Origin of the sequence: Streptomyces sp. NPDC018029 (genome assembly GCF_044327655.1) — a bacterium.
Classification (GTDB): Bacteria; Actinomycetota; Actinomycetes; order Streptomycetales; family Streptomycetaceae; genus Streptomyces.
Map to the genome: position 1 here is coordinate 771311 of NZ_JBIRFV010000002.1, position 25536 is coordinate 796846.

Annotated in this window: 24 protein-coding genes; 10 read left to right on the forward strand and 14 right to left on the reverse strand. The window is 73.0% G+C overall.

All coding sequences use genetic code 11. The features are described from left to right. Positions 1–129 precede the first annotated feature (129 nt). Positions 130–930, reverse strand: a complete 801-nt coding sequence (locus ACH4D5_RS07580; RefSeq protein WP_398299604.1) for an SAM-dependent methyltransferase — start codon at positions 928–930, stop codon at positions 130–132. Positions 931–1257: 327 nt separating this feature from the next. Between ACH4D5_RS07580 and ACH4D5_RS07585 the strand changes: the two genes are divergently transcribed. Next, entirely contained in the window at positions 1258–2889 is a 1632-nt protein-coding gene (locus ACH4D5_RS07585) for a DUF6345 domain-containing protein (protein ID WP_398299606.1), read from the forward strand. A gap of 6 nt (positions 2890–2895) precedes the next feature. Here ACH4D5_RS07585 and ACH4D5_RS07590 read toward each other — a convergent pair whose 3' ends face one another. The 3 genes from ACH4D5_RS07590 to ACH4D5_RS07600 all read right to left on the reverse strand — a co-directional run bounded on the left by ACH4D5_RS07590 (position 2896) and on the right by ACH4D5_RS07600 (position 7036). Further along, positions 2896–4287: an amino acid permease gene (locus ACH4D5_RS07590; RefSeq protein WP_398299608.1), complete on the reverse strand. Its 1392-nt coding sequence runs from the start codon at positions 4285–4287 to the stop codon at positions 2896–2898. A gap of 83 nt (positions 4288–4370) precedes the next feature. Beyond that, positions 4371–6512, reverse strand: coding sequence for a phage holin family protein (locus tag ACH4D5_RS07595; protein ID WP_398299610.1), 2142 nt, complete (start codon positions 6510–6512; stop codon positions 4371–4373). A gap of 98 nt (positions 6513–6610) precedes the next feature. After that, the gene (locus ACH4D5_RS07600; protein ID WP_398299612.1) at positions 6611–7036 is read right to left on the reverse strand and encodes a hypothetical protein; all 426 of its coding nucleotides are present in this window, start codon (positions 7034–7036) and stop codon (positions 6611–6613) included. An 82-nt stretch (positions 7037–7118) separates the two neighbouring features. Here ACH4D5_RS07600 and ACH4D5_RS07605 point away from each other — a divergent pair, with 82 nt between their 5' ends. Both ACH4D5_RS07605 and ACH4D5_RS07610 read left to right on the forward strand, forming a co-directional pair. Further along, positions 7119–7895: an MBL fold metallo-hydrolase gene (locus tag ACH4D5_RS07605; RefSeq protein ID WP_398299614.1), complete on the forward strand. Its 777-nt coding sequence runs from the start codon at positions 7119–7121 to the stop codon at positions 7893–7895. Then, positions 7895–8509, forward strand: a complete 615-nt coding sequence (locus tag ACH4D5_RS07610) for a DedA family protein (RefSeq protein WP_398299997.1) — start codon at positions 7895–7897, stop codon at positions 8507–8509. The genes ACH4D5_RS07605 and ACH4D5_RS07610 overlap by 1 nt, the downstream gene beginning before the upstream one ends. A 15-nt stretch (positions 8510–8524) precedes the next feature. On the opposite strand, the gene ACH4D5_RS07615 is transcribed toward ACH4D5_RS07610, so the two are convergent. The 3 genes from ACH4D5_RS07615 to ACH4D5_RS07625 form a co-directional block, all read right to left on the reverse strand. Continuing rightward, a complete protein-coding gene (locus ACH4D5_RS07615; protein WP_398299616.1) occupies positions 8525–9613 on the reverse strand; it encodes an MBL fold metallo-hydrolase in 1089 nt (362 codons plus the stop codon). Continuing rightward, positions 9610–10857, reverse strand: coding sequence for an aminotransferase class I/II-fold pyridoxal phosphate-dependent enzyme (locus ACH4D5_RS07620; protein WP_398299999.1), 1248 nt, complete (start codon positions 10855–10857; stop codon positions 9610–9612). The genes ACH4D5_RS07615 and ACH4D5_RS07620 overlap by 4 nt, the downstream gene beginning before the upstream one ends. Positions 10858–11141: 284 nt before the next feature. Next, complete coding sequence (locus tag ACH4D5_RS07625; protein WP_398300001.1) at positions 11142–11840, reverse strand: ANTAR domain-containing response regulator; 699 nt, start codon at positions 11838–11840, stop codon at positions 11142–11144. An 83-nt stretch (positions 11841–11923) separates the two neighbouring features. Between ACH4D5_RS07625 and ACH4D5_RS07630 the strand changes: the two genes are divergently transcribed. Beyond that, complete coding sequence (locus ACH4D5_RS07630; protein WP_398299618.1) at positions 11924–13054, forward strand: PAS domain-containing protein; 1131 nt, start codon at positions 11924–11926, stop codon at positions 13052–13054. Between the two features lie 4 nt (positions 13055–13058). Here ACH4D5_RS07630 and ACH4D5_RS07635 read toward each other — a convergent pair whose 3' ends face one another. After that, positions 13059–13868, reverse strand: a complete 810-nt coding sequence (locus tag ACH4D5_RS07635) for an RNA polymerase sigma factor SigF (protein ID WP_398299620.1) — start codon at positions 13866–13868, stop codon at positions 13059–13061. 249 nt (positions 13869–14117) lie between these two features. Between ACH4D5_RS07635 and ACH4D5_RS07640 the strand changes: the two genes are divergently transcribed. Further along, entirely contained in the window at positions 14118–15908 is a 1791-nt protein-coding gene (locus tag ACH4D5_RS07640; protein ID WP_398299622.1) for a thiamine pyrophosphate-requiring protein, read from the forward strand. Between the two features lie 72 nt (positions 15909–15980). On the opposite strand, the gene ACH4D5_RS07645 is transcribed toward ACH4D5_RS07640, so the two are convergent. Further along, a complete protein-coding gene (locus tag ACH4D5_RS07645; protein WP_398299624.1) occupies positions 15981–16109 on the reverse strand; it encodes a hypothetical protein in 129 nt (42 codons plus the stop codon). Positions 16110–16269: 160 nt separating this feature from the next. Between ACH4D5_RS07645 and ACH4D5_RS07650 the strand changes: the two genes are divergently transcribed. Both ACH4D5_RS07650 and ACH4D5_RS07655 read left to right on the forward strand, forming a co-directional pair. Further along, positions 16270–16644: a CBS domain-containing protein gene (locus tag ACH4D5_RS07650; protein ID WP_398299626.1), complete on the forward strand. Its 375-nt coding sequence runs from the start codon at positions 16270–16272 to the stop codon at positions 16642–16644. Between the two features lie 131 nt (positions 16645–16775). Further along, positions 16776–17330, forward strand: a complete 555-nt coding sequence (locus ACH4D5_RS07655) for a type 1 glutamine amidotransferase domain-containing protein (protein WP_398299628.1) — start codon at positions 16776–16778, stop codon at positions 17328–17330. A 16-nt stretch (positions 17331–17346) separates the two neighbouring features. On the opposite strand, the gene ACH4D5_RS07660 is transcribed toward ACH4D5_RS07655, so the two are convergent. The 3 genes from ACH4D5_RS07660 to ACH4D5_RS07670 are packed head-to-tail and all read right to left on the reverse strand — an operon-like array spanning position 17347 to position 19220. After that, on the reverse strand, positions 17347–18363 hold the full coding sequence (locus tag ACH4D5_RS07660; protein WP_398299630.1) for a Ppx/GppA family phosphatase: 1017 nt from the start codon (positions 18361–18363) through the stop codon (positions 17347–17349). 30 nt (positions 18364–18393) lie between these two features. Then, complete coding sequence (locus ACH4D5_RS07665) at positions 18394–18990, reverse strand: TIGR03086 family metal-binding protein (RefSeq protein ID WP_398299631.1); 597 nt, start codon at positions 18988–18990, stop codon at positions 18394–18396. Continuing rightward, a complete protein-coding gene (locus ACH4D5_RS07670) occupies positions 18987–19220 on the reverse strand; it encodes a DUF6158 family protein (RefSeq protein ID WP_362992962.1) in 234 nt (77 codons plus the stop codon). The genes ACH4D5_RS07665 and ACH4D5_RS07670 overlap by 4 nt, the downstream gene beginning before the upstream one ends. 242 nt (positions 19221–19462) lie before the next feature. Between ACH4D5_RS07670 and ACH4D5_RS07675 the strand changes: the two genes are divergently transcribed. Next, on the forward strand, positions 19463–21004 hold the full coding sequence (locus tag ACH4D5_RS07675; RefSeq protein WP_398299634.1) for an alpha/beta hydrolase: 1542 nt from the start codon (positions 19463–19465) through the stop codon (positions 21002–21004). 20 nt (positions 21005–21024) lie between these two features. Here the strand turns inward: ACH4D5_RS07675 and ACH4D5_RS07680 are convergent, their stop codons facing one another. Next, entirely contained in the window at positions 21025–22653 is a 1629-nt protein-coding gene (locus tag ACH4D5_RS07680) for an ABC-F family ATP-binding cassette domain-containing protein (protein ID WP_398299636.1), read from the reverse strand. Between the two features lie 104 nt (positions 22654–22757). On the opposite strand from ACH4D5_RS07680, the gene ACH4D5_RS07685 reads away from it, so the two are divergent. After that, complete coding sequence (locus ACH4D5_RS07685; protein WP_398299638.1) at positions 22758–24287, forward strand: bifunctional phosphatase PAP2/diacylglycerol kinase family protein; 1530 nt, start codon at positions 22758–22760, stop codon at positions 24285–24287. Positions 24288–24391: 104 nt separating this feature from the next. Further along, complete coding sequence (locus tag ACH4D5_RS07690; protein WP_398299640.1) at positions 24392–25207, forward strand: class I SAM-dependent methyltransferase; 816 nt, start codon at positions 24392–24394, stop codon at positions 25205–25207. A 26-nt stretch (positions 25208–25233) separates the two neighbouring features. Here the strand turns inward: ACH4D5_RS07690 and ACH4D5_RS07695 are convergent, their stop codons facing one another. Then, positions 25234–25533 (reverse strand): gas vesicle protein K, encoded by a 300-nt coding sequence (locus tag ACH4D5_RS07695; protein WP_398299642.1) that lies wholly within the window; start codon positions 25531–25533, stop codon positions 25234–25236. Positions 25534–25536 lie beyond the last annotated feature (3 nt).

Below are 25536 nucleotides of genomic sequence, written 5' to 3' on the forward strand. Positions count from 1 at the left end.
GGATCCGTGATCGGATTTTCCGTTGCCACCATCCGATCACACTCGGGATGAAAACGGGGCGTGCGGTGCCCTCGTGCGGCGTGCGATGGCCGAAGCGGCCCGTTCAGGGCTTCCGGGCCACCGCCCCGTTCAGGGCTTGCGGGCCACCGCCCCGTACATCGCGATCGCCGCGTCGTCGATGCCGTCCTGCAAGGGGCCGGGACGCCACTTGTGCACCTGGGTGACGCCCGGGTCCAGGAGGTCCATGCCCTCGAACAGGGCGGTGGCGGTCGACAGGTCGCGGAGCGCCATGGGCATGCCCTGCCGCTCGTACTCCTCGGCCACCCGGCCGACCTCTTCGGGCGCGAAGTCGGCGGTACCGATCGTCATGGCCAGGAAGCTGCCCGACGGGAGCGGTTCCAGCAGGCGCCGCACGAGGCGTCGGTCGTCCGGCGGCAGGATGAAGTGCAGTATGCCGATGATCATCAGGCCGACCGGCTCGTCCAGGTCCACCAGGGCGCGGAACTCGGCGCTGTCCAGGATGGCGTCCGGGTCGTGCATGTCGGCGTCGACGTAGGCGGTCGCCCCCTCCGGCGAGCTCTGCAGGAGAGCGCGGGCGTGGGCCAGGACGATCGGGTCGTTGTCGACGTAGACCACGCGGGACTCCGGCGCCACGCCCTGCACGACCTCGTGCAGATTGGGGGCGGTGGGCAGGCCGGTGCCGATGTCGAGGAACTGCCGGACGCCGTGCTCCTGGGCGAGGAACCGCCCGGCACGGTGCATGAACCGCCGGTTCTCCAGCATGTGCACGGGCAGCGCCGGCCAGTGCCTGCACATGGCGTCACCCGCCTCGACGTCGACAAGGTAGTGGTCCTTGCCGCCCAGGATGTAGTCGTACACCCGCGCCGAATGTGCCGTCGAGGTGTCGATCCGATCCCCTGCGCTGTGCATCGGCAACTCCGCTTCTCACCAGTGACATTGAACTGCGAACGGTATGCCCGGCCGGAAATCGACCGACGCGATGTCGCCACGGCGGATACGAGCCGCCGGGCGCCCGGCCGGCCCCCGGGGGATGTTCGAGCGGGGTGTGCAGGTGCGCGTCGCCCGATACGAACACGTTGTGTGGGCCGCCGCGCCACAGGGGCGTCTGAGGTGCGGGAACAAGCACGTGGCGGGGGTCCTATGGCCGGAATGGCAACTGGGCAAGGCGCGTCCGCGGTGACACTTTGAGGCCCCCTCGCGGACGACGGCGAGGAGATCCTCTCAGGGGGTATGGCCATGCGCATCAACTACTCGGACCGCGGTCCGTCGCCACTCGAACCGGAGAAGCCCGGAGCCGCGGGTGACCGGGACTCGACCTTCGGCTGGTGGGGGGCCTTCAGCATCCAGAAGTTCGTCAACCAGTCGCCGCTCTACCACACGCACGCCGACGCCACCGGCTGGCTGGCGTACCTCCAGCAGTTCTACGACCGCAACTTCTGGTTCGCCGACGGCGGCGCCCAGGTGTGGGCGTACGAGGAGACGTACGACAACTGGCAGGACCGCTACGGCATGGACGCCGTCTGCGCCGTCTACCACTCGGGCCACGGCGGCATGGACGGCAACGGCGTGTTCTTCGCGCCGCTCGGCGCCGCCTGGGACGGCCGCAGCGACGCCGTCTCCAACCGGATGGCCCTCGGCAACGAGAAGGCCAACTATGTGTTCTGGTCGACCTGTGACTCGCTGAAGGTCACCGGGGGGCACTCGCCTATCCGTACGTGGGCCGGGCCCAACATCGGCTTCCGCATGATCTTCGGGTTCGAGACCGTCAGCATCGACAGCCCGGACTACGGCAAGAAGTTCTGGGAGAAGTGGCGGGCCGGGCAGACGTTCTGCGACGCCTGGCTCAACGCCAGCTGGGACATCTACCACGGTCAGGCGCCGTCGGTGTGCGCGGTCGGCGCCACCCAGGCCGAGGCCACCAACCGCCTCAACACCGAGCGGAACTTCTTCCGCGAGCACGTGCCGGACAACTGGTACGCGTGGCGCTGGTACTACGCGCGCGAAGGCGTCAGGGAGCCGCTCACCCAGCTCCCCGGGCAGCACCAGATCGTCCAGCTTGCGCCCCGCGACCCGAGCGCCGAACTCGGCAAGCTGGGGCAGCTGGCCGACTTCCCGTCGGCGGCGTTGCAAGAGGTGCAGGTCGACGAGCTCGGCGTGCTCAACGCGACCTCCGGAGACCGCGTCATCTCCACGGGGCCGGCGGGCGTCCGCTGGGTCAGGCTCGCCGAGCCCAACCACCGCAACACCCAGCAGCTGCCCACCGAGAGGGCGGTCGAGGCGGCCCGCACGGTCGCCGAGCGGTACGCCGAGGGCGCCGAGCTGGTCGTCGACAGCGTGCACGACCTGATGCAGAACTCCGGGACGAAGGACGGCTCCGAGGTCGGGCGCCCGGTGACGCTGCAGACGCACGTGACGTTCCGGCAGGTCTTCGACGGCGTGCCCGTCATCACGCCGGGGCAGGGCCTGATCCGCGTCGGGCTCGACAACGACGGCACCGCCGTCCAGGCCGAGATCGCCACCCGCCGGACCACCGGCATCACGCGTGAGCCGAGCACCGAGATCTCGCCGCCCCCGCCCAAGGGCGGCAAGGCCACGGCGGCGCCGCTGGAGCGCGACCCGCGCAAGGCCCTCGACGCGGCGCAGCGCAAGCTCCTCGCGCAGCTCGCGACGGTCACCGCCGACGATCCGGCGCAGGCCGCGACGGCGGCACGGGCGCCCCAGGTCAGTGACGTCCCCGGCACCTTCGAGGTCGGCTATGAGCTGGAGGGCAACGAGGCGTACCCCGCGGCCCGCAAGCTGATCGAGATCGGCTCGCAGGGCAGCATGTTCAAGACACGCCGCTGGGTCGTCGCGCCGCTGGCGAGGTAGTCCCGCTCAGTGGTTCACGGTGGCGGCCCGCTGCTTGCGGGCCGCCATCCACGCGTAGACGAGCACACCGACGAAGAGGAACAGCACGCCCTGGTAGACGGCCGCGTAGCCGGACCCGGCGACCAGCCACATGGAGAACGCGAACGCGACGCCCGCGAGGACGCCGTCCCGCACCAGACGGCCGCGGTGGACGCGCTCGCGCTGCCCGGAGACCAGGAAGTAGATCTGCGCGGCGGTGGCGAGGAGATAGGGCACGGTCGCCGTGAACGTGGTGATCAGGACGAGGGACTCGAAGACCCCGCCGGAGCCCGCCGTGTAGTTGTAGACGGTGAGCAGCGAGGCGAGGACGACGGTGACGAGGACACCGACGGTCGGCACGCCGCGCTTCTTCCGCCCGAACGCGCTCGGGAAGAGCCCGTCCTGGGCGGCCGCGTACGGCGTCTGCGCGCTGAGCAGCGTCCAGCCATTGAGGGCGCCGACCATCGAGACCAGCGCGGCGCAGGCGACCGCGGTGCCGCCCCAGGAGCCGCCGAACATCACGTCGACGGCGTCGGAGAACGGCGCGGTGGAGGAGACCAGCTTGTCGTGCGCGACGGTCCCGAAGACGGCGAGGGTGCCGAGCAGGTAGACGAGGGCGGCGCCGAGGGTGCCGAGGATGGTGGCGCGGCCGACGTTGCGCCGCGGGTCGCGGACCTCGCCGGCGCTGACGGCGGCCGACTCGACGCCCAGGTAGGAGAAGAGCAGGATCGCGGCGGCCGCCGAGACGGCGCCCAGCGGGCTGTCGTCGCTCGCCCGGAACGCCCCGAGGTTGGCGCTGTCGAAGAAGAAGAGGCCGCCGACCGCGACGAGCAGCAGCGGCAGGAACTTCAGGACGGTGGCGACCAGCTGGACGGCCCCGACGTACCGCGTGCCCGCGAAGTTCGCGAGGGCGGGCAGGAGTTGCAGGACCAGCGCGGCCAGGCAGGCGGTCCACTTGTGGTCGTTGACGGGGACGAGGACGTCCAGATAGCCGACGGCGGCGACGGCGAGGGCCGCGTTGCTCACCCAGGTGGTGATCCAGTACGACCAGGCGGCCAGGAAGCCCGCGAAGTCGCCGAAGGCCGCGCGGGCGTAGACGTACGGGCCGCCGGTGCGCGGGTCGCGCTCGGCGAGCCGCCCGAAGACGAGGGCGAGCGCGATGGCCCCGGCGGTCAGCACGGCGAAGGCGACCAGGCTGATGGTGCCGAACGGGGCGACGGAGGCCGGGAGCAGGAAGATGCCGCCGCCGATGATGTTCCCCATGACGAGGCACGTGGCGATCGGAAGCCCGAAGCGGCGGGCGTGCTTGCTCGGCGCCTGCGCCGGTTCTCCCTGGTCGGGGGCCGGATCCGACGGTGCAACGGTTCCGGTGTCGTGCATGGGGTGGTGCGCCTCTCGTCGTGCCCGGCGCCCGGGATCGCCGGGCGCAAGACATGGTCGGGCACCGCGGACGCTGATCCAAATCAGTGTGTTTTGTCCTGCGCGGCGTGGTCGGACGCCGCAAAAGCTGTGTCGTCCGGGGTGTCGAACAAGGAATCGTTCACGTCGACGGCCACGGGTATCTGCGGCCCGTGGGCCTCCCCCAGCCAGCGCCGCAGCACGTGGTGGACCTGCTCGGCGCCGACCAGCTCCGCGCCGTCCTGCACCGGGTCGGAGAGCACGAGCGGCGACAGCAGGAAGGGCCGGGACTGCGCCCCGCCGAGCCCGCCGTGCGAGCCGATCTGCTCCTCGAAGGCGAGCACCTCGCCCTCCTCCGGGTCGTACCAGGAGTTGACCATGATGTCGGCGGTGTGCGGAAAGCCGTCGGTGCGCCGGACGGCCTCCGCGGCGCCGGGACCGAAGTCGGCGAGCGGCCCGAGCTCGGCGGGGTCCTCGTCCAGATACACCTCGGCACCGCGCGCCCCGAGCACGACCGGGCCCCGCTCCGCGCTCCGTACGAGCAGGAAGCCGATGCCCGGGTGGTTGGCGAGGGTGGGGAGCAGCGCCGGGTGGCGGCGGTCGATCTCCTCGCGGGTCATGCGGTGCCGCACGTCGGGGAACGAGACGAGTCCGAGGTTGCCGGAGGCCAGCACGATCGGCTCGGCGCGGCGGGCCGGACGGCGCTCCTCGGCGCCCTCCTCGACGGGCCGGCGCAGGGCGGCCCGCACGGCCGAGCGGGCCTCGGCGCCGCTGTGCGTGCGCTGCGCCTTGCGCGGCACGGGCAGCCCGCAGCCGGCCCGGACCAGGTCGGCGAGGGTGAGGCCGTAGCGGGCGCGGAACGTCTCGCCGGGGCTCTGCCCGTGGTCGGAGAGCACCACGATCCGGTAGGCGCGCGGCGCGTGCTCGGCGACCTGGTCGAGCAGCGCGAGCGACCGGTCGAGCCGCCGCAGGACCTTCTCGACGTCTTTCCCCGACGGCCCGGAGTGGTGCGCCACTTCGTCGTACGCGACGAGGTCGGCGTAGACCGCGCTGCGCCCGGCGAGCATGTCCCCGATGACGGCGGCGACCACGACGTCGCGCTCGACGACGGTCGCGAAGGCGCGGATGAACGGGTAGAGGCCGCCGCGGGAGACCCGCGGGCGGGTCTTCCTGAAGCGGGCGCGGGTGGATTCGCCGATCTCCCGGAAGACCTCGGCGACGAAGGAGAGGGCGGTGCGGACGGCGTTGGCGGGGTCGGAGAAGTACGCGAAGTATCCGGCCCGCGACCGGTTCTCCTTGCCCCGTCGGGCCGCCACGGACAGGACGAGGGCGAGCTGGTCCGCGCCGCCGCTGAACAGGTTGCCGCGGCTCGCGCCGTCGACGGTGAGGAGGCCGCCGTCCCCGGTGCGCGCGACGGCCCGGCGCTGCAGTTCGACGGCGGAGGCGGGCCGGTTGCTCACCATGACCTCGCCGGTGTCCTTCTCGTACCACCGGAAGGCGGGCACGTCGTGGTTGGAGCCGTGCAGGATGCCGAGCTGGCTGGCGCCGGTCTGGCTGGACCAGTCGGTGCGCCAGGGTGTGAGCCGGTGCGTCGCGGGCCCGGCGGTCCCTGCGTCGCCGAGCCAGCGGGCGACGGTGGGCATGAGTCCCTTGGCGACGGCGGCCGTGAGGACGTCGTGGCCGACGCCGTCGAGCTGGATGAAGACGGTGCCGGGTCCCGCGGGCCGCGGGCTCCCGTCGCCGCGCCTGCGACGCCGGTCCGCGAGCCGGTACAGCCTGCGCCGGTAGGCGTCGTCGTCCCGCACGGCGAGGGCGCCGCCGGTGGCCGAGGCGACGGCGGACATCACCGCGGCGACGACGACGGCGGTCTCCGCGCCCGCCTCGCCGCGGCCCTCGGGGATGAGGCTCAGGGCGAGCAGCAGCAGCGATCCGTTGAGGAAGAACGCGAGCAGTCCGAGCACGAGCGCGGGTACGAGCAGCAGGGCGCGGACGAGCAGGGGCCACACCAGCGCGGAGAGCAGACCGAAGGCGCCGGCGCCGAGGGCGGCGGTGACCGCGATGCGGGTGGCGCTGTCGTCGTCGCCGGACTGGAGCTTGAAGTCCGGCAGGATGCCGGCGAGCACGAGCATCGTCAGCGTGCTGACGGCCCACACGGCGACCACACGCCACAGAGCGCTGCCGACCCGCCGCCATCGCCCTCGCCCCACGCCCAGCCCTTTCACCAACCCCGGATTTCGGCCACCAGCGTGTCACAACCCGCCGCACTGCGACGGAGGCGACGGTGGGGCTCGGGTGGGGGTGGGGGTCAGCGGCCGTCGTAGCCCGCTGTGGGCATCGACAGTCTCCGGTGCACGCTCGCCTTCATCTGGGAGTCGTACGCCGGCTCGGCGAGGCCCGCCGTCTCGATGCGCACGCCCCGCCGCCCGCACTCCGCGGTGAACTCGTCCGCGGATCTCAGCGCCAGCTCCAGGACCCTGCGGCTCGGCACGACGAAGAGGTCCACGAGGCCGGCCTCGACGTCGCCCCACAGCATGTCGTGGTCGGCGCGCAGTCCTCGTACGACGAGTTCGCGGGTGATCACGTACCCCTTCTCGGCGGCCCACCGCGCGCACATCGCGTGCTGGCTGCGCGAGTCGACCAGGAAGGGGTCGGCCTCCAACTCCTCCAGGGGCGTCAGACTGGCGATCGCCGCGACGCGCACGGCGGCGGTGCGGCCCACGGCATCCTCCACGGCGTCCCCCTGACCTTCGGTCTCAGCCGCTGACCCTACTCCTGGCCGTAGGCTCGGAGACAGTCGCACGAAGGAGGAACGGGTGCCCGTCGAGGTCACATGGTGGGGTCACGCCACTTGTACGGTCGAGGACTCGGGCGTCCGCGTACTGACCGATCCGCTCTTCGCCCGCCGTCTGGCGCATCTGCGGCGCCGCAGGGGCGCACTTCCGCCGCCGCACGCCGCGGTCGCGGACGTCGTGCTCCTTTCGCATCTGCACGCCGACCATCTGCATGTACCGTCGCTCGCCCGGCTCGTGCCCGGCACCCGGGCGCTGGTCCCGCGCGGGACGGCGCGGTCGGTGCCGGGTCTGGCCCGCCGACTGCCGAACCTGCGCTTCACCGAGGTCGTGCCGGGCGACGAGGTCCCGGTCGGCGATGTCGTCGTACGGGTGGTGTCCGCACTGCACGACGGGCGGCGGCTGCCCGTCGGCCCGCACCGGTCGCCCGCCCTCGGCTATGTGGTGGACGGTGAGGCGCGCACGTACTTCGCCGGGGATACCGGGCTGTTCGACGGGATGGCCGATGAGGTGGGCCCCGTCGACGTGGCGCTGCTGCCCGTCGGCGGCTGGGGCCCCTATCTCGGCCCCGGGCATCTGGACGCGCGCCGGGCCGCGGAGGCGCTGGCCCGGATCGCGCCGCGCAGCGCGGTCCCTGTGCACTACGGGACGTACTGGCCGATAGGCATGGACGCCGTCCGTCCGCACGAGTTCCACACGCCGGGCCACGAGTTCGTGCGGCAGGCGGCCCGGCTCGCCCCCGAGGTGGCCGTGCACCGGCTCGCGCACGGGGAGAGCGTGCAGCCGGAGGTGTCCAGGTGATGCTCGCCGCGGCGGTCCATGTGACGCCGGAGAGTACGCAGCAGGCGGTCGGCTATCCGTCGCTGTTCCTCCTCGTGGTGATCGGCGCGCTGGTCCCGGTGGTGCCGACGGGCGCGCTGGTCAGTTCGGCGGCGGTGGTGGCCTTCCATCAGACGGCGCCGTTCGCGCTGCTGGTGGTCTTCGGCGTCGCGGCGCTCGCGGCGTTTCTGGGGGACATGGCCCTGTACTGGCTCGGGCGGCGCGGCATGCGCTCGAAGAACGGGTCGCGCTGGCTGGCGGCGATCCGTGACCGTGCGCCGGAGGAGCGGCTCGCGCAAGCGCAGGCCAAGCTGGCGGACCACGGCGTGATGGTCCTCGTCCTGTCGCGGCTCGTGCCCGCGGGCCGGATACCGGTGATGCTGGCGTGCCTGATGGCGAAGATGCCGCTGCGTCAGTTCGCCCGCGGGGACGTGCCGGCGTGCCTCGCGTGGGCGGTGACGTACCAGCTGATCGGCATCCTGGGCGGGTCCCTCTTCAAGGAGCCGTGGGAGGGCGTGGCGGTGGCGGTGGCGGTGACGGTGCTGATCAGTGTGGCGCCGTCGCTGTGGCGCAAGGTGCGCCGCGCCACCGCCTGAACCACTGGCCCCCGCCTAGGCGGTCGTCCGGGTGAGGACCCGCGACGCTCCCACCGGTAGATCCCACAGGTCCTCGCGCGGCCGCCCCGTCCTCTCCCATGCCTCGCGCACCCGGATGAGCGGTTCCAGGACCGGCTCGGCGGAGAGCAGGAAGGTGCCCCAGTGCATGGGGGCCATGCGGCGCGCCCCCAGGTCGGCCGCCGCGCGCACCGCCTCCTCGGGGTCGCAGTGGACGTCGCGCAGCCACCAGCGCGGGTCGTACGCGCCGATCGGCAGGAGGGCGAGGTCGATGCCTGGGTAGCGGGCGCCGATCCGCTCGAACCAGTGGCCGTACCCGGTGTCGCCCGCGAAGTAGACCCGCTGCCCGCGCGCGTCCGTGAGCACCCAGCCGCCCCACAGCGTGCGGCAGGTGTCGAGGAGGCTCCGCTTGGACCAGTGGTGCGCCGGTACGAAGTCCAGGCGGACCCCGCCGAGTTCGGCGCCCTCCCACCAGTCGAGCTCGGTGACGTCGACGAAACGGCGGCGGGTGAACCAGCGGCCGAGCCCCGCGGGCACCAAGACGGGGGTGTCCCTGGGCAGCCTCTTCAGGGTCGGCCAGTCCAGGTGGTCGTAGTGGTTGTGGCTGATGACGACCGCGTCGACGCGCGGCAGCGCGCTCCAGGCGACACCGACGGGCGTGACACGCGCCGGGGTACCGAGGATCTTCCTCGACCAGACGGGGTCGGTGAGGACGGTGAGCCCCCCGATGCGGATGATCCAGCTGGCGTGCCCGGCCCAGGTGACGGCGACGGTACGCGCGTCGACGTCCGGCAACGGCCCGGGTTCGAAGGGCAGCCGCGGAATGTCGACGAGCCCTTCGGGCCGCGGCCGCAACGCACTCTCCCGAGCGAACCGGGCAAGCCCCCGCAGGCCGGGCAACGGCGCGGTCAGCCGGTCGGCGAACGACGTCGGCCACACGCGGGGCCCGCGGGGCGGGCGCGGCGGGCGCGGCGGGGCAGGGGTGTCGGACGCCGGGCCGGTGCCGGACGTCCGGTCGGAATCCGGTCGCGGCTGTGCTGCCCGGTTCCGGGGACCGCCGTGGTGCTGATGTGTCTGTTGGGTCATCGAGGCGGCTCCATTCGACGGTCTGCTGCGCGGAGGTCTTCGAAGGCCGATCCGAAGGCGCCGAGCGCTCTTTTCACATGCGGCAGGTCCAGGGGGTCGGGGGCGGTGAGGGAGGCCAGGCGTTCCGCGGGGGCGGAGCCGAGGAGTGGGCCCGTGGACAGGCGTACGCGCAGGGCATCCATGTCGTCGCCGAAGCGGTGGCCGCCCGGTGCGGGCATGCCGAGCCGTTCGGTGAGGAAGTCCTCCAGGTCCTGCGCGTCGCCGACGCCCCGCGCGGCGAGCGCGGACCGCAGGGGGCACAGGTCGGCGTAGAGGTGGCGGCCCGCCTGCGGGGGTCTGGCTAGGGCGCCGGCGGCGAGGAGGGCGCGCCGCGCGGCGACGGCCACGCGCGCGTGCAGCCGGACGGCGGCGGTGAGCCGGCCGGTGATCTCGTCCGGTTCGCCGAGTGCGTACGAGGCGGCGGCCGCCGCCGGGGCGGCGAGGGTCGCGCCGAGCGCGGTGAGGACGTCCAGGGTGCGGGCGCGCAGGGCGGCGCCCTCGGCGGTGGCGGGGAAGCGGGCGACGGCGGCGGGCAGCGCCGAGGGCAGGAACGGGCCGGCGAGGTCGCAGAGGACGGTGACCCGCTCGTGGTCCATCTCGGCGGGCCCGATCAGGACGGTGTCGTGCGGCTCGTGCAGGGTGTCGCGCCAGGTCTCGTCACTGACGATGTGCAGGCCTTCGCCGACGGCCGCCTCGACGGTCTCGTGGAGCGTTTCCGGGGGTGGCACGGTGGCGGTCGGGTCGTCGGCGACGGAGAGCACGAGGAGCCGGGGTGTGCCGCCTTCGGCGCGGACCCGGCGGACGGTTTCCAGGAGGGCGTACGGGTCGGGGATCCCGCCGCATTCGGCGGGCGTCGGCACGTGGTAGACGCCGCGGCCGAGCAGCCGCGCCTGGGGCGCCCACCAGGCGGGGCAGGGGCGGGGCAGCAGGACGTCGCCGCCGAGGGCGGCGGTGAGGGCGAGCAGGAGGGGCGGGGCGCCGGGGGCGGCGACGGTCCGGTCGCGCTCCACGGGCAGGCCACGCCGGGTCCAGTAGCCGCACGCGGCGTCGAGGAGCACGGGACCGCCGCCCGCGGGCTCGCACGCGGAGCGGCCCGCTGCCGCTGCGGCGGCCGCCGCCAGCTCGGGCAGCACCGGGAGGCCAGGCTCCGGCGGGTGCGGCCCGTACCGGACGGGTCCGCGGCCCTCCGTGTCCGTCCGCCGCATCCGTACCTCCGTGCACTCGCGTACCTCTGTCCTGGTCATGCCCCGTCGCGGGGGTGTGAATCCAGCACGTGCCGGCACATCGTCGGGGCGTCACAGGGACAACGCCGGGGCATCGCCGTACGTGTCCATGTACGTGTCCATCACAGCGCGGTGCCCCCTCCCCCGCCCGCCCTGGCCTCCGCCCGGGTGAGCGTCCCGGGGCACACGCGGAAGGCCCGAACCGGTCGTCCGCCCGGTTCGGGCCTTATGTCTCACTCGGCTGTCGCCGTCGCCCCCTGCCGCGCTCAGCGGGCCAGGGAGACCAGTTCGCGTTCCAGGCCGCGGCCCTTCGTCTCGACCAGCGCGGCCGCGACGTCCGCGAGCTTCCTGTTGGTCGTCTGGGATATCCGCCGCAGCACCCCGAAGGCGGTGTCCGCGTCGCACCCCAGGACGTGCATGACGATCCCGGACGCCTGGTCCACGACGGGCCGTGTCCGCATGGCCGTGCCCAGCTGGTCCAGTTCGGTCAGCGCGGCGCGGTAGTGCCGGTCGCGCACGAAGCAGTTCGTGGCGAGGTCGCCGAGCGCCTGGGCGGGCCCGTGGCCCGGGTCGTCGAGCGCTCCGGGACGGAAGCTGAAGAGGCTCAGGGTGACCGTGAGCCCGCCGCGCCGGAAGGGCAGGGTGACGCTGGAGCGCACGCCGGAGTCGAGGGCCATCGCGCGGTACTCGGGCCAGCGCTCGTCCCGCAGCAGGTCGTCGGCGCCGACCGGCGCGCCCCACTGCTCGGCGGCCGGGATGGGCCCGTCGCCCGAGTGCAGCTGCACCGAGACGAGCCCGGCGAGGTCGGGGTGGGTGACGGCGATGGGGTGCTCGTCGCCGCCGTCGGAGACCGTCGTGCTCGCACCGCAGCAGGCGGGGGTGCAGCGAACGGCCTGTTCGGCGAGTTCGGAAAGCCGGCGGCCGGGCAGGGATGACTCGGGTCGAAGCAGGTCCGGGTCGGGCATGGGCGCCATGACGTGTTCCTCCTCTGCCCTTCGGCTTCCCTTCAAGGCCTCCGGGAAACTGCCGCAGCGGATAGGTTCGACGCATGTCTCAAATGGAGGAGTTCGGTGAAGAGCTCGCGGATTTTGTGCGCCGGATAGCGGACTTGAAGTCCGCCCGGTCCGTTCCCGCGGGCGACCTCAGCACCGTGCTCGACGCGGCCATCTTCGAACTCGATCACGTGGCCGCCCAGTTGTGGCCCACGTACCAGCGGCTCGCCGTCAACGGACGGTGGGACGACGCCACATCGGACCGGGACGAGCAGCGGCTGTTGCGGTCCCTGTTCCAGCGGCTGCCGCTGCCGGTCGCGCTGGTCGACCGGGAGACCGTGGTCCGCCGCATGAACTTCGCGGCGACGGGCCTCACCGGGGTGCGCGCCGGATACGCGACGGGCCGGCCGCTGACCGGGTTCCTGATGCACGCGGACCGGGTCGCCTTCCGTTCGCAGACCGCGGCGGTCGCCCGTGGCGAGGGCGACCGCAGCCTGAACGTCCACCTTCAGCAGAGCCCCGGCACCCCGGTCCGGGCGACCCTCACGGCGCTGCGTCCCGGCGCCGAGCCGCGGATGGCGGTCCTCGTCGTGCTGCAGCCCGCGGCCGACCGCGCGCAGCAGGTGCCGAGCGCGCCGGGCCCGGCCCCCGACCTCGGCGAGGCGACGCGGCACGCGGCGCAGCTCGACCTCATGGACGCCATGACGTCGGCGCTGCTGACCGCGCCCGCCGGGGACCGCGCGGCCGTCCTCGAACGGGCGGCGGCGGTCCTGCACGGGCGGTTCGCCGACTGGGTGATCGCCGACGAGGGTGCGGCGCGGCTGCGGCGTACGACGGTCCTTGGACCGCCGGACGGCCCGGTCGCCGACGTGCTGGCGCAGGACCCCGCCGCGTCCCCCCTCGTCGTGGAGACGGCACGCGGCGGGGCGGCGTCGCTTCAGGTGCGCCCGGAGGACCCGGACGCCTTCGGCAGGGACGCGTCCGGCGCGCACATGCTGATCCGCGCCGAGGTCACGTCCCTGCTGTGCGTGCCGCTGACCGCCCGCCCGCAGGGCCCGGTGGAAGGGGTCCTCACGCTGTTCCGGAGCGGTGCGCGGCTGGCCTTCTCGATGGCCGAGGCGCGGGCGGTCGACGTGATGTCCCGGCACATGGCGCTCGCCATGCGGCGTGGCACCGCCGACCGCTGAGGCGTCAGGCGGCGTCCCGCATGACCTGGTCGCGGAGCCGGTCGCAGCAGCGGCTGATCAGCCGTGAGACGTGCATCTGCGAGATGCCCATCTCGTCCGCGATGCGGCTCTGCGTCATGTCGCCGAAGAAGCGCATGTAGAGGATCTCCCGCTCGCGCTCGGGCAGCTCCGCGATGCGCGGCTTGACGGCCTCGCGGTCGACGACGACGTCGAGCGCGGGGTCGGGTTCGCCGAGCGCGTCGCTCAGCGAGTAGCCGTCCTCGCTGCCGGGCAGCTCGGCGTCGAGGGAGAGCGCGGTGAAGCTGTCGAGCGCCTCCAGGCCGGCCTTGACGTCCTCCTCGCTCATCTGCGCGTGCTCGGCGATCTCGGCGACGGTGGGTGCGCGGCCGGAGATCTGGGAGAGGTCCTGGCGGGCGAACCGCACGCGGTTGCGCAGGTCCTGGACGCGGCGCGGCACGTGCAGGGTCCACATGTGGTCGCGGAAGTGCCGCTTGATCTCACCGGTGACGGTCGGTACCGCGTAGCTCTCGAAGGCGGTGCCGCGCTGCGGGTCGTAGCGGTCGACGGCCTTCACGAGGCCGAGGGCGGCGACCTGCCGCAGGTCGTCGAGGGCCTCGCCGCGGTTGCGGAACCGGGCGGCGAGCCGTTGGGCCATGGGCAGCCAGGCCCGGACGAGCTCCTGGCGCAGGGCGTCGCGTTCGGGGCCGGGTTCCATCTCGACGAGGCGGGCGAAGCCTTCCGCCGTGTCGGGGGCGTCGTCGTGCGGGTGCCGCTTGGTCCTGGTGGCCACTGCGGTGCTGGCGTGGGATCGCATGGTGCGTCGCAACTCCCTCGTGGGGTGCCTTGGGGTGGACGGTCACCGTGGGAGTGAGTGCGTGCCGGAGCACTGCGGGCACACCCGGGGGCGAGCGACGCGGTCGCTCCCACGGACGTGCCTCCGGTCCGAAGCACTCTCTTCCGCCTGCCCCGAGCTTCCGGCAGCAAACACCCCGAGGTTTCTCGACGGTTCCGCCGGACACCCGGACGGGACCGCCGATCCCCGATCCGCCCGGAGGGCTCCGTCATGAGCGTCAAGGTCGCCGACCACATTCTGGAGAGGCTGCGCGCCTGGGGCGTCGAGCAGGTCTTCGGCTATCCGGGTGACGGCATCAACGGTCTGCTCGCCGCCTGGGGCAGGGCCGAGGACCGGCCGCGTTTCGTGCAGGCGCGGCACGAGGAGATGGCCGCCCTCCAGGCCGTCGGGTACGCCAAGTTCGGCAGGCGGCTCGGCGTGTGCGTGGCGACGTCGGGCCCCGGGGCGGTCCATCTCCTCAACGGTCTCTACGACGCGAAGCTCGACCACGTGCCGGTCCTCGCCCTCGTCGGGCAGACGGACCGCAGCGCGATGGGCGGCTCGTACCAGCAGGAGGTCGACCTGCACACGCTGTTCAAGGACGTGGCGGGCGACTTCGTCGAGACGGTGACGGTGCCCGAGCAGCTGCCCAACGTCATCGACCGGGCGATCCGCACCGCGTACGCGCGGCGCTGCCCGACGGCCGTCATCGTCCCCGGTGACGTACAGGAGCTGGAGTACTCCCCTCCCCCGCACGCCTTCAAGATGGTCCCCTCCAGCCTGGACCGCAGCAGCTGGACGGCGATGCCCTCGCCGACCGCCCTCGAGCGCGCCGCGGAGGTCCTCAACTCCGGCGACAAGGCGGCGATCCTCATCGGCCAGGGAGCGGCGGGGGCGCGTGCCGAGGTCGAGGAGATCGCCGAGGTGCTCGGCGCGGGCGTGGCGAAGGCGCTGCTCGGCAAGGACGCGCTGAGCGACGAGCTTCCCTACGTCACCGGTTCGATCGGCCTGCTCGGCACCCGCCCCAGCTACGAGCTGATGCGCGACTGCGACACGCTCCTGACGATCGGGTCGAGCTTCCCCTACTCGCAGTACCTGCCGGAGTTCGGCTCCGCGCGGGGCGTGCAGATCGACATCGATCCGCACATGGTCGGGATGCGTTATCCGTACGAGGTGAATCTCGTCGGCGACGCGCGGGCGACGCTGCGCGAGCTGATCCCGCTCATCGACAAGGACCGCCGCGCGGTCTGCCGCGAGTGGCACGACGAGATCCGCGCGAACGTGACGCGCTGGAAGGGTGTGCTGGAGCGCAGGGCGGCGCTCTCCGCCGACCCGGTCAATCCGGAGCACGTGGTGCGCGCCCTCGACCCGCTGCTGCCCGACAACGCGATCATCACCGCCGACTCGGGCTCGGTGGCGAACTGGTACGCGCGCCACCTCACGATCCGCGGCGACATGCGGGCCTCCCTGTCGGGCACGCTCGCCACGATGGGGTGCGGTGTGCCGTACGCGATCGGGGCGAAGTTCGCGCATCCCGACCGGCCCGTGGTGGCCCTGGTCGGGGACGGCGCGATGCAGATGAACGGCATGGCGGAGCTGGTCACCGCCGCCAAGTACCGGCACCGCTGGGACGATCCGCGGCTGGTCGTCGGTGTGTGGAACAACCAGGACCTGAACCAGGTGACGTGGGAGATGCGGTCGATGGAGGGCGCCCCGTCCTTCCTGCCGTCGCAGTCGCTGCCGGACGTGCCGTACGCCGAGTTCGCCCGCTCGATCGGGCTGACCGGGATCCGGGTGGAGCGCCCCGAGGACGTCGAGGAGGCCTGGCGCGCCGGTCTCGCGGCGAACGGCCCCGCGGTGCTCGAGTTCCGCACCGACCCCGCGGTCCCGCCGATCCCGCCGCACGCGACGTGGGACCAGCTGGAGGCCACGGTGACCTCGATGCTCAAGGGTGACGCGGACCGGGGTTCGATGCTCAAGCAGGGCCTGAAGGCGAAGATGCAGGAGTGGGGCAGGCACTGAAGCCCACAGGGTGCCGCGCGCGACAGTGCCGCCCGGCCGTTTCCACGGGCCCGGCGGCACCGTGCTGCCGCGTCACGCGGTGCGGCGCCCTATGACGTCGTCCGGGTTCTTCGCGGGCGGCAGCAGCATTTCCTCGTACCGGCCGAGCGCCAGGACCACGCCCAGCATGACCAGCGGGATGAATACGGCGAGTACCGCCATGACCTCTGCCCTCCCAGTCGGTGTGGGGGGTGTCGCGGGCCGGGTCTCCCCGGCCCGGCGGCGCAAACCTCCCGGAAAGGGCATGGCCGCGGGGCTCAGGGGTACTGCGGCGGAGGCACACGACGAACGTACGAAGGACATATGCAGGAAGGGCCCAGCCATGGCCGATTACGTGAGGGAGGTCATGACGCCGGGCGTCGTGGCCGTCCGCCCCGACGCTTCTCTGGTGGAAGCGGCGCAGCTGATGCGCGCCCAGGACATCGGCGACGTCCTCGTCACCGTGGACGGCCGGGTTCTCGGCGTGCTCACCGACCGGGACATCGCGCTGCGCGCCGTGGCGGACGGCGCCGATCCGCTGACGGTCAGCGCGCAGGCCGTCTGCACGCCCAACCCGGTGGTGGTGGGCCCCGACGACGCGGTGTCGGCCGCGGTCGGTCTGATGCGCGACCACGCGATACGGCGGCTGCCCGTCGTCGAGGACGGCCGGCCGGTGGGGATGGTCAGCCTCGGCGACCTCGCGCCGGGCCTCGCGTAGACGTGCCGTGTCGCTGTACCACCGTGGGACCAAAGACCCGTAGAAAGGGCAAAAGGGCCTACATATAACCCGCACGGTGAGGCACCCGTACAGCTGTGCAGGAGCCGGAAGAAGAGAAAGGACACTCCGCCATGCCGAAGCGCATCGCGTTTCTCGTGGCGCCCGAGGGCGTCGAGCAGATCGAACTCACCGACCCGTGGCAGGCCGTCGAGGGCGCGGGCGACGAGCCCGTCCTGGTGTCGACGCAGTCCGGCGAGGTACAGGGCTTCAACCACCTCGACAAGGCGGACACGTTCCCCGTCCAGGAGGTCGTGGGCGAGACGCGGGCCGACGCGTTCGACGGGCTCGTGCTGCCCGGCGGGGTCGCCAACCCGGACTTCCTGCGGATGGACGAGAAGGCCGTCGCGTTCGTGCGGGACTTCTTCGATCAGGGCCGGCCGGTGGCGGCCATCTGCCACGCCCCGTGGACGCTCGTCGAGGCGGACGTGGTGCGCGGCCGGACGCTGACCTCCTGGCCGAGCCTCAAGACCGACATCCGCAACGCGGGCGGCACCTGGGTCGACGAGCAGGTCAAGGTCTGCACGGGCGGCCCCAACACGCTCGTCACCAGCCGCAAGCCGGACGACCTCAAGGCGTTCTGCGAGGCGTTCCTCGCGGAGTTCGCCAAGGGAACCAAGGGGAAGTAGCCCGGAAGGGCCGCGTTCAGGTGGCGCAGGTCGCGGTGGCCAGTTGCAGGGACGCCGGGTCACCGCGACCGCCCTCGGCGGTGTGCACGTGTTCCCCGGCCCACCAGTCGGCGTCACCGTCCTCGATGTAGCGCAGCAGGATTCCCTCGCGCAGCGCCCACGGGCAGACCGTCACCGTCTCGATCCCGGTCAGCTTCATGGCCGTGTGGGCGACGACCGCGCCGGCCACGCACTGCCCGGCGCGCGCCGCCGAAATGCCCGGCAGCTGTGCGCGCCGGTCGGCGGGCAGCCGGGCCAGTTCCCGGACCGCCTTGCCCAGCTCGGCGCGGCCCAACTGCCGCTCCATGAACGGTCCGTAGCGACCGGGAGCCGCCCCGCACAACCGGGCGAGCTGCTGGAACGTGCGTGACGTGGCGACGGCCGTGTGCGGCATCTCCCAGCGGATCCGCGCGGCCACGTCGCGCAGCTGGTGGCGCACCTGGCGGCGCACCGCCTTGAGGTCCTCCTCGCGGGGCGGGTCCTGGCCGTCGAAGAGTTCCCGCGTCAGCCGTCTCGCCCCCAGCGGCAGCGAGGCGGCGTAGTCCGGCAGGCGGCTGCGCCCGAAGGCCACCTCCAGGGAGCCGCCGCCGATGTCGAAGAGCACCAGCGGCCCCGCGCGCCAGCCCATCCACCGCCGGGCGGCGAGGAACGTCAGCTCCGCCTCGGCCTCACCGGACAGGGTGCGCAGCCGGACCCCGGTCCCCGCCGCCACCGCCTCAAGGACCTCCGCGCGGTTCGGGGCGTCGCGCACGATCGACGTGACGAAGGCGAAGGGCTCGGCCACGCCCCACCTCCGCGCCTCTTCCTGCACGTCCCGCACCGCGGCGACCAATTGCCGGACCGGCTCCTCGCCGAGCCGCCCGTCCTGGTCCAGGTGCTCGCCGAGCCGCAGCCGTCTCTTCACCGTGTGGACCGGCAACGGCACCTGCCCGTCGGCGTCCGCGACGACCAGGCGCACCGTGTTCGATCCCACATCCACCACACCGACTCTCATGGACATCAGGTTCCCTCTGCGGCGAGAGGGTCACACCCTGCGGCCCATGAGGTTCAGCAGCTTGGTCTGCGCGTCCGCGTCGGGCGGCGGCTCCACCGCGGGGGCGAAGAGGCCACTTTTCTCCAACTCGTCGGCGTACGGGGCGACTTCCCGTACGGCGAAGTCGATGAGCTCGTCGGGCAGTTGCTCGTCGGCGCCGATCGCGCGGGACAGGTCCCAGGCGTGCACCACGAGGTCGACGGTCATCTGCCCGCAGTAGAAGGTGCTCGACGCGTCCCCGGAGGAGAGGTGGACGATGCGGTCCAGGGCGCCGGGCTCGCGGAATGCGGCCCTGGAGGCGGCGGCCGCGGTGTCCCAGGAGGCGATCTGGTCCGGGCCGAGCATGTCCCCCTCGAAGAGGTCGCCGACAGACTCCATCGTGGCGCCGTCGCGGACCAGCGGCGGCACCCACAGCTGTTCGGCCGTGAGGTGGTTCACCAGGTCGTGCACGGTCCAGTCGGTGCAGGGCGTGGGGTCGTCCCACTGGTCGGCGCGGACGGCGTGCACGCGGTCGGTGAAGAGGTCGAGCGCCGCGCCGTGCCGGTCCAGCAGGGGCGGGTCGGCCTTGCTTGCGGAACGGTCCGTCATGAGCCTGTCGTTCCCCTCTCCCGCGCGCCTTCGCGGGTCCGTCCGCCCGCCACGGAGCGGTGCGGGTGGCGGCGCAGATACTCGCCCTCCAGCTGGGCCATGCGTTCGTTGTGGGCCCGCAGGGCGTCGCTCGAACCGTGCAGCAGGGTGGTGTGGCGGGTGCGGTGGATCGTCTCCAGCTCCTTGATGAGCTGCTGGTCGTCCAGCCGGCTCGGCTCGACTCCGTTCATGGCGCGCTCCCATCGCTGTGGTCGTCTCGCTCCCTGCCTCCCGGGTACCCGCTGGGCCCGTACTACCCAGGATGCACCGCACACGGTTCGCGCGCGCTCCCGGTGCGTGACAGGGGCCTGCGGGGGTGGTGGGAAGGGGTTCGGGAGATGTCCTGAAACAGCGGTTCCCACGGGGGAGGCAGGGGGCTCTGTTCCGGCGTCCCTCCGGTCGTCAGGACTTCTGCGACCGGAAGGACCACCCCGTGCCCCGCTCCGCCCCGCGCCGCCGCCTCTTACCGATCCTCGCGCTCGGCGCCACCGCCACGCTCCTCCCCGGCCTCACCGCGCTGCCGGCCTCCGCCGCGCCCCGGCAGGGCACCGGAAGCGGCCACGCGGCCCGCTTCACGCACCAGACCCCGGACTGGCAGCGGTGCGGCGCCGACACGCCCGCCCGATTCCGGTGCGCCACCATCAAGGTGCCGCTCGACCACCGCGACCCCGCCGGCGCCACCATCGACCTCGCGATATCGCGGATCAGGGCGGGCGACGCGGGCAAGCGACGCGGCGTCCTGCTCTCCAATCCCGGCGGCCCGGGAGGCCCCGGGCTCGACCTGCCGCTCCACCTGTCCGAGCACATGCCCGCGTCCGTGAAGGACCGGTACGACCTCATCGGGTTCGACCCCCGTGGCGTCGGCCGGAGCGCACCCGTCAACTGCGGGCTCACCGAGGCGGAGCGGCAGTGGCCGCGCCCCTACAAGCCGTTCGGCGACAGCGTCAGATGGGCGAAGACCGTGGCGGACAAGTGCCGCGCGCGGGCGGGCGACAGGCTGCCGCACATGACGACCCGCAACACGGCCCGGGACATGGACGTCCTGCGGGCCGTCCTCGGCGAGAAGAAGATCTCGTACTTCGGCGTCTCGTACGGGACGGCCCTCGGGGCCACCTACACGCAGCTGTTCCCCGGGCGCGCCGACCGGTTCGTCCTGGACAGCGCCGTCGATCCGAAGCGCATGTGGCGGAAGATGATCCAGGTGTGGGCCTCGGAGGCCGAGCCCGCGTTCGCCCGCTGGTCGCGGTGGACCGCCGAGCGCTCCGCCACGTACCACCTGGGGAAGACCCCGGACGAGGTCGCCACGGCCTTCTGGCGCCTGGTGGAGCGGGCCGACCGGGACCCGATCGTGGTGGGCACGGAGAAACTCACCGGCGCGGACATCCGCGTCCTCCTGCGGCGTGAGTTCTTCACCGTCCGCAGCGCCGCCGAACTCGTCGTCCTCCTCAAGGACGCCGCCGCCGGCAAGCCGGTCCCCGGGTTCCCTTCCACGCCGGAGAGCTCGGACAATCTGCTGTCGTCGCTTTGGACCGTGCTGTGCGGCGACGCCCCTTCGCCGCGCGATCCGGAGACGTACCGCCGCGACTCGGTCCGTGACGCGGCCCGCTACCCGCTGTTCGGGGACTTCGCGTCCAACATCACGCCGTGCGCCTTCTGGGACCGCCCGGTGGAGCCCCTGACCAGGATCGACAACAAGGTCGGCACCCTGATCCTGCAGAACGAGTGGGACTCGCAGACCCCGCTGTCGACCGCGCGGGGCATGCACCGCGCGCTCAAGGGCTCCCGGCTGGTCACCGTCGACGAGGGCGAGGGCCACGGCGTCGCGTACGGCATGGCGGCGGGCCCGGCCGACCGGTGCGCCCAGGACACCGCCACCACCTATCTGGTCACCGGCAGGCTGCCGGCGAAGGACGTGACGTGCCGGGCGACACCGGGGGCCGGACGCCCGCAGCCGGCGTCGCCGGCCTTCGGCTGACGCCCGGCGGCGCGGCGGGTCTACCGCACCCGGTCGACCCGCCGCTCGTCCCACACGGGCTCCGGCGTCTCACGGACCCGGCCGTCGCTGCCGAAGACGAGATAGCGGTCGAAGGAACGGGCGAACCAGCGGTCGTGGGTGACGGCGAGAACCGTCCCCTGGAACGCCTCAAGACCTTCCTGGAGCGCCTCGGCGGACTCCAGGTCGAGGTTGTCCGTGGGCTCGTCGAGGAGCAGTGCCGTGCAGCCCTGCAGTTCGAGCAGCAGGATCTGGAAGCGGGCCTGCTGGCCGCCGGAGAGCCGCTCGAACTTCTGCTCCGCCTGGCCCGTCAGCTCGTACCGCCGCAGCCGGGACATCGCGGCGCCGCGGTCCTGCGCGTGCTCGCGCCACAGGATGTCCAGGAGCGTGCGGCCCATCAGCTCGGGGTGGGCGTGGGTCTGCGCGAAGTGTCCTGGCACGACGCGCGCGCCGAGCTTCCAGGACCCGGTGTGCGCGACGGGGTTGTCGGTGTCGCCCGCGAGCAGGCGCAGGAAGTGCGACTTGCCCGAGCCGTTCGAACCGAGGACCGCGACCCGCTCGCCGTAGAACACTTCCAGGTCGAAGGGTTGCATCAGGCCGGTGAGCTCGAGTCCCTCACAGGTCACGGCCCGGACGCCGGTCCGCCCGCCGTGCAGCCGCATGGTGATGTCCTGCTCGCGCGGCGGCTCGGGCGGCGGGCCCGCCTCCTCGAACTTGCGGAGCCGCGTCTGCGCCGCGTGGTAGCGCGAGGCCATCTCGTGGCTGACGTCGGCGGCCTGGCGCAGGGTGCGCACCAGCTTCTTCAGCTGCTCGTGCTTCTCGTCCCAGCGGCGGCGCAGCTCCTCGAAGCGCGCGAAGCGCTCCTTGCGGGCCTCGTGGAACGTCTCGAAGCCGCCGCCGTGCACCCACGCGTCGGCGCCCCCGGGGCTCTGCTCGACGCTGACGATCTTCTCGGCGGCGCGGGCGAGCAGCTCCCGGTCGTGGGAGACGAACAGGACGGTCTTGCGGGTCTCCTTGAGCTGCCCCTCCAGCCAGCGCTTGCCCGGTACGTCGAGGTAGTTGTCCGGCTCGTCGAGGAGCAGCACCTCGTCGGTGCCGCGCAGCAGGGCCTCAAGGACGAGGCGCTTCTGCTCGCCGCCGGAGAGCGTGCGGACCTCGCGGAACTGGGCCTTGTCATAGGGGACGCCGAGCGCGGCGGTGGTGCAGATGTCCCAGAGGGTCTCCGCCTCGTACCCCTGCACCTCCGCCCAGTCGGAGAGCGCCTGGGCGTACGCCATCTGGGCGGCCTCGTCGTCGACCGTCATGATCGCGTGCTCGGCGGCGTCGACGGCCTTCGCGGCCTCGCGGATCCGCGGCTGGGCGACGGAGACGAGCAGGTCGCGCACGGTGGACTCGTCGCGCACGGAGCCCACGAACTGCGGCATCACGCCGAGTCCGCCGCTCACGGTGACGCTGCCGCCGTGCGGCTGGAGCTCGCCGGAGATCAGCCGGAGCAGCGTCGTCTTGCCCGCGCCGTTGGCCCCGACGAGGGCGACGACGGCGCCCTCGCCGACCCGGAAGGAGACATCACCGAGCAGCGCCCGCCCGTCCGGCAAGTAGTACTCGAGGTGTGCGGCTTCCAGATGTCCCATGAGCGGGATTGTCCGTGGCCGACGGGTGCCCGGGCAAACCGATTCCCGCCCGGTCCGCTTCACCCGTCCGGCCTGAAGGGCGGCGTGCAGGGTACGCGTGCGGCATGTGCGCTGACTCCCCGGACGTCTCCGGCATCGACCTGTCCCGCCCCGCCGCCGGGCACCATCCGTTCAAGGCCCGCATGGTCTCCCTCGACAGCCGGCTGTTCGAAGCGGTCGCCGCGCGGCACTGGCCAGGCGCCGACCCGGTGCTGCCCCGGCTGAGCCGGAGCGCCAACCACGGCGTGCTGTGGTTCGCGACGGCCGCGGGGATCGCGGCGACGCGCACCCCGCGGGCCCGGCGCGCGGCCCTGCGCGGCGTGGCGTCCCTGGCGCTGGCCTCCGCGACGATCAACACGCTGGGCAAGCGCTCGGTGCGCAGGCCCCGGCCGCTGCTCGATCCGGTGCCGCTGATCCGGCGGCTCAAGCGGCAGCCGATCACGACGTCGTTCCCCTCGGGCCACTCGGCGTCCGCCGCGGCGTTCGCCACGGGTGTGGCGCTGGAGTCGCGGGCGTGGGGTGCGGCCGTCGCGCCGCTCGCTGCGGCCGTCGCCGTCTCCCGCGTGTACACCGGGGCGCACTTTCCGAGCGATGTCCTGGTGGGCGGGGCGCTGGGCGCGGGCGCGGCGTTCGCGGTGCGCGGTCTGGTGCCGACGCGGGCGCAGCTGGCGCCGCCCGGCCGCCCCCGGGTGACGGCGCCCGCGCTGCCGGGCGGCGCGGGGCTCGTCCTGGTGGCCAACGCGGGAGCGGGCACCCCGCAGCGCGTGAAGTCGCTGCGCGACGCGCTGCCGGAGGCGGAGGTCGTCGTCGCCGAGCCCGCCGACATCGGCGCCGAGCTGGAGAAGGCCGCGGCCCGCGCCCAGGTGTTGGGCGTGTGCGGCGGCGACGGCACGGTGAACGCCGCGGCCCGCGTCGCGCTGCACCACGGCCTGCCGCTCGCGGTGCTGCCCGGCGGCACGCTCAACCACTTCGCGTACGACCTCGGGGTCGAGGACGCCCGCGACCTGGCCTGCGCGGTGGAGGCGGGCGACGCGGTCGCCGTGGACGTCGGCCGCTTCACCTCGGAGAACGGGTCCGAGGAGCAGGAAGAGGGCTACTTCCTCAACACCTTCAGCCTCGGCGTGTACCCGGAGCTGGTGCGGCAGCGCGAGCACTGGGCGCACCGCATCGGCGGCCATCCTGCCTCGGTGCTCGCGGCGCTGAAGGTGCTGCGCTCCGACGAACGGCCGCTGGTCGCCAAGTTCCGGGGCAAGGAGCGGGCGATGTGGATGCTCTTCGCGGGCAACTGCACCTACCACCGGCCGGGCCTCACTCCGGGCCGCAGGCTCGACCTGGCGGACGGGCTGCTCGACGTCCGCGTCGTGCACGGCGGCCGCAGGCCGGGCGCGAGGCTCCTCGCCGCGGCACTGACGGGGCCCGATGTGCGCTCCCCCGCGCAGACGGCCGCACGGCTGCCGCGGCTGCGGGTGGACGGCCTCGCGGCGGGCACGGTCGTGGCGTACGACGGTGAAGTGACGCGGGTCCAGGGGTCGTTGACGGTCGACAAGCTGCCCGAGGCGCTGACCGTCTACCGGCCGTTCCCGGCGGCCCGCTGACCGTCCGCCAACGGAACGCGCCGACCACATATTGATACGCGAGTCTCACTATTCGGCGTGGCGACGTACGGTGCCTCGTACATCGCACCCGAAGGAGTTCCGCCATGCCGGAGGAGACCGCCGTCTACACGCACGGGCACCACGAGTCCGTGCTGCGTTCGCACACCTGGCGCACCGCCGCCAACTCGGCCGCCTACCTGGTCGGGTCGCTGAAGCCCGACATGACGGTCCTGGACATCGGCTGCGGCCCCGGGACCATCACCGCGGACCTCGCGGCGCTGGTCCCCGACGGCCATGTCACCGGCGTGGACCGGGCCCCCGGCATCCTGGACACGGCACGCGCCACCGCCGCCGAACGCGGCCTGCGCAATGTCGGGTTCGCCGTCGCCGACGTGCACGAACTCGACCACCCCGACGACACGTTCGACGTGGTCCACGCCCATCAGGTGCTCCAGCACGTGGGCGACCCGGTGCGGGCGCTGCGCGAGATGCGCCGCGTCTGCAGGCCTGGCGGCATCGTGGCGGTCCGCGACGCGGACTACTCGGCGATGACCTGGTATCCGGAGCTGCCCGCCATGGACGACTGGCTGGACCTTTACCTGCGGGTGGCCCGGGCCAACGGCGGCGAGCCCGACGCGGGGCGGAGGCTCAAGTCCTGGGCCCTGGAGGCCGGTTTCGCGGAAACCGGCATCACCGCGACCGCCGCCACCTGGTGCTACAGCTCCGAGGAGGAGCGGGCCTGGTGGAGCGGCCTGTGGGCGGACCGCACGGTCGCCTCCACGTACGCCGAGCGCGCGGTGGCGGGCGGCCACGCGGACGTGGAGGAGCTGCGCGCCGTGTCCGCGGCGTGGCGGGAGTGGGGCGGCCGGCAGGACGCGTGGTTCGCGGTGCTGCACGGGGAGGTGCTCTGCCGGAAGTGAGCCGCCAGGCTCACCGCCGGAGCGGGTCACTCCCTGGGGAGCAGGGGGCCCAGCGGCCCGAGGTCCAGGTTCAGGTCCTCGGGCCGCAGCCCGTACCGGTTCCGGAGTTCGGCCATCCGGTCCTCCAGGAGCATCAGCGTGAGGCCGATCCGCTCCTCCTGGTCCTCGGTCAGCTCACCGGTGTCGAAGCGGCGCACCGCCTGTCGCTCCATCAGCTGACGGAGGAGTTCGACGACGGTCAGGACCAGTTTCACCAGGTCCCGCTCCACGGTGTCGGGGTCGAGGTCCATGCGCTTGCGGTGTTCGTCGCGGCGCTCCGGTTCCATGGT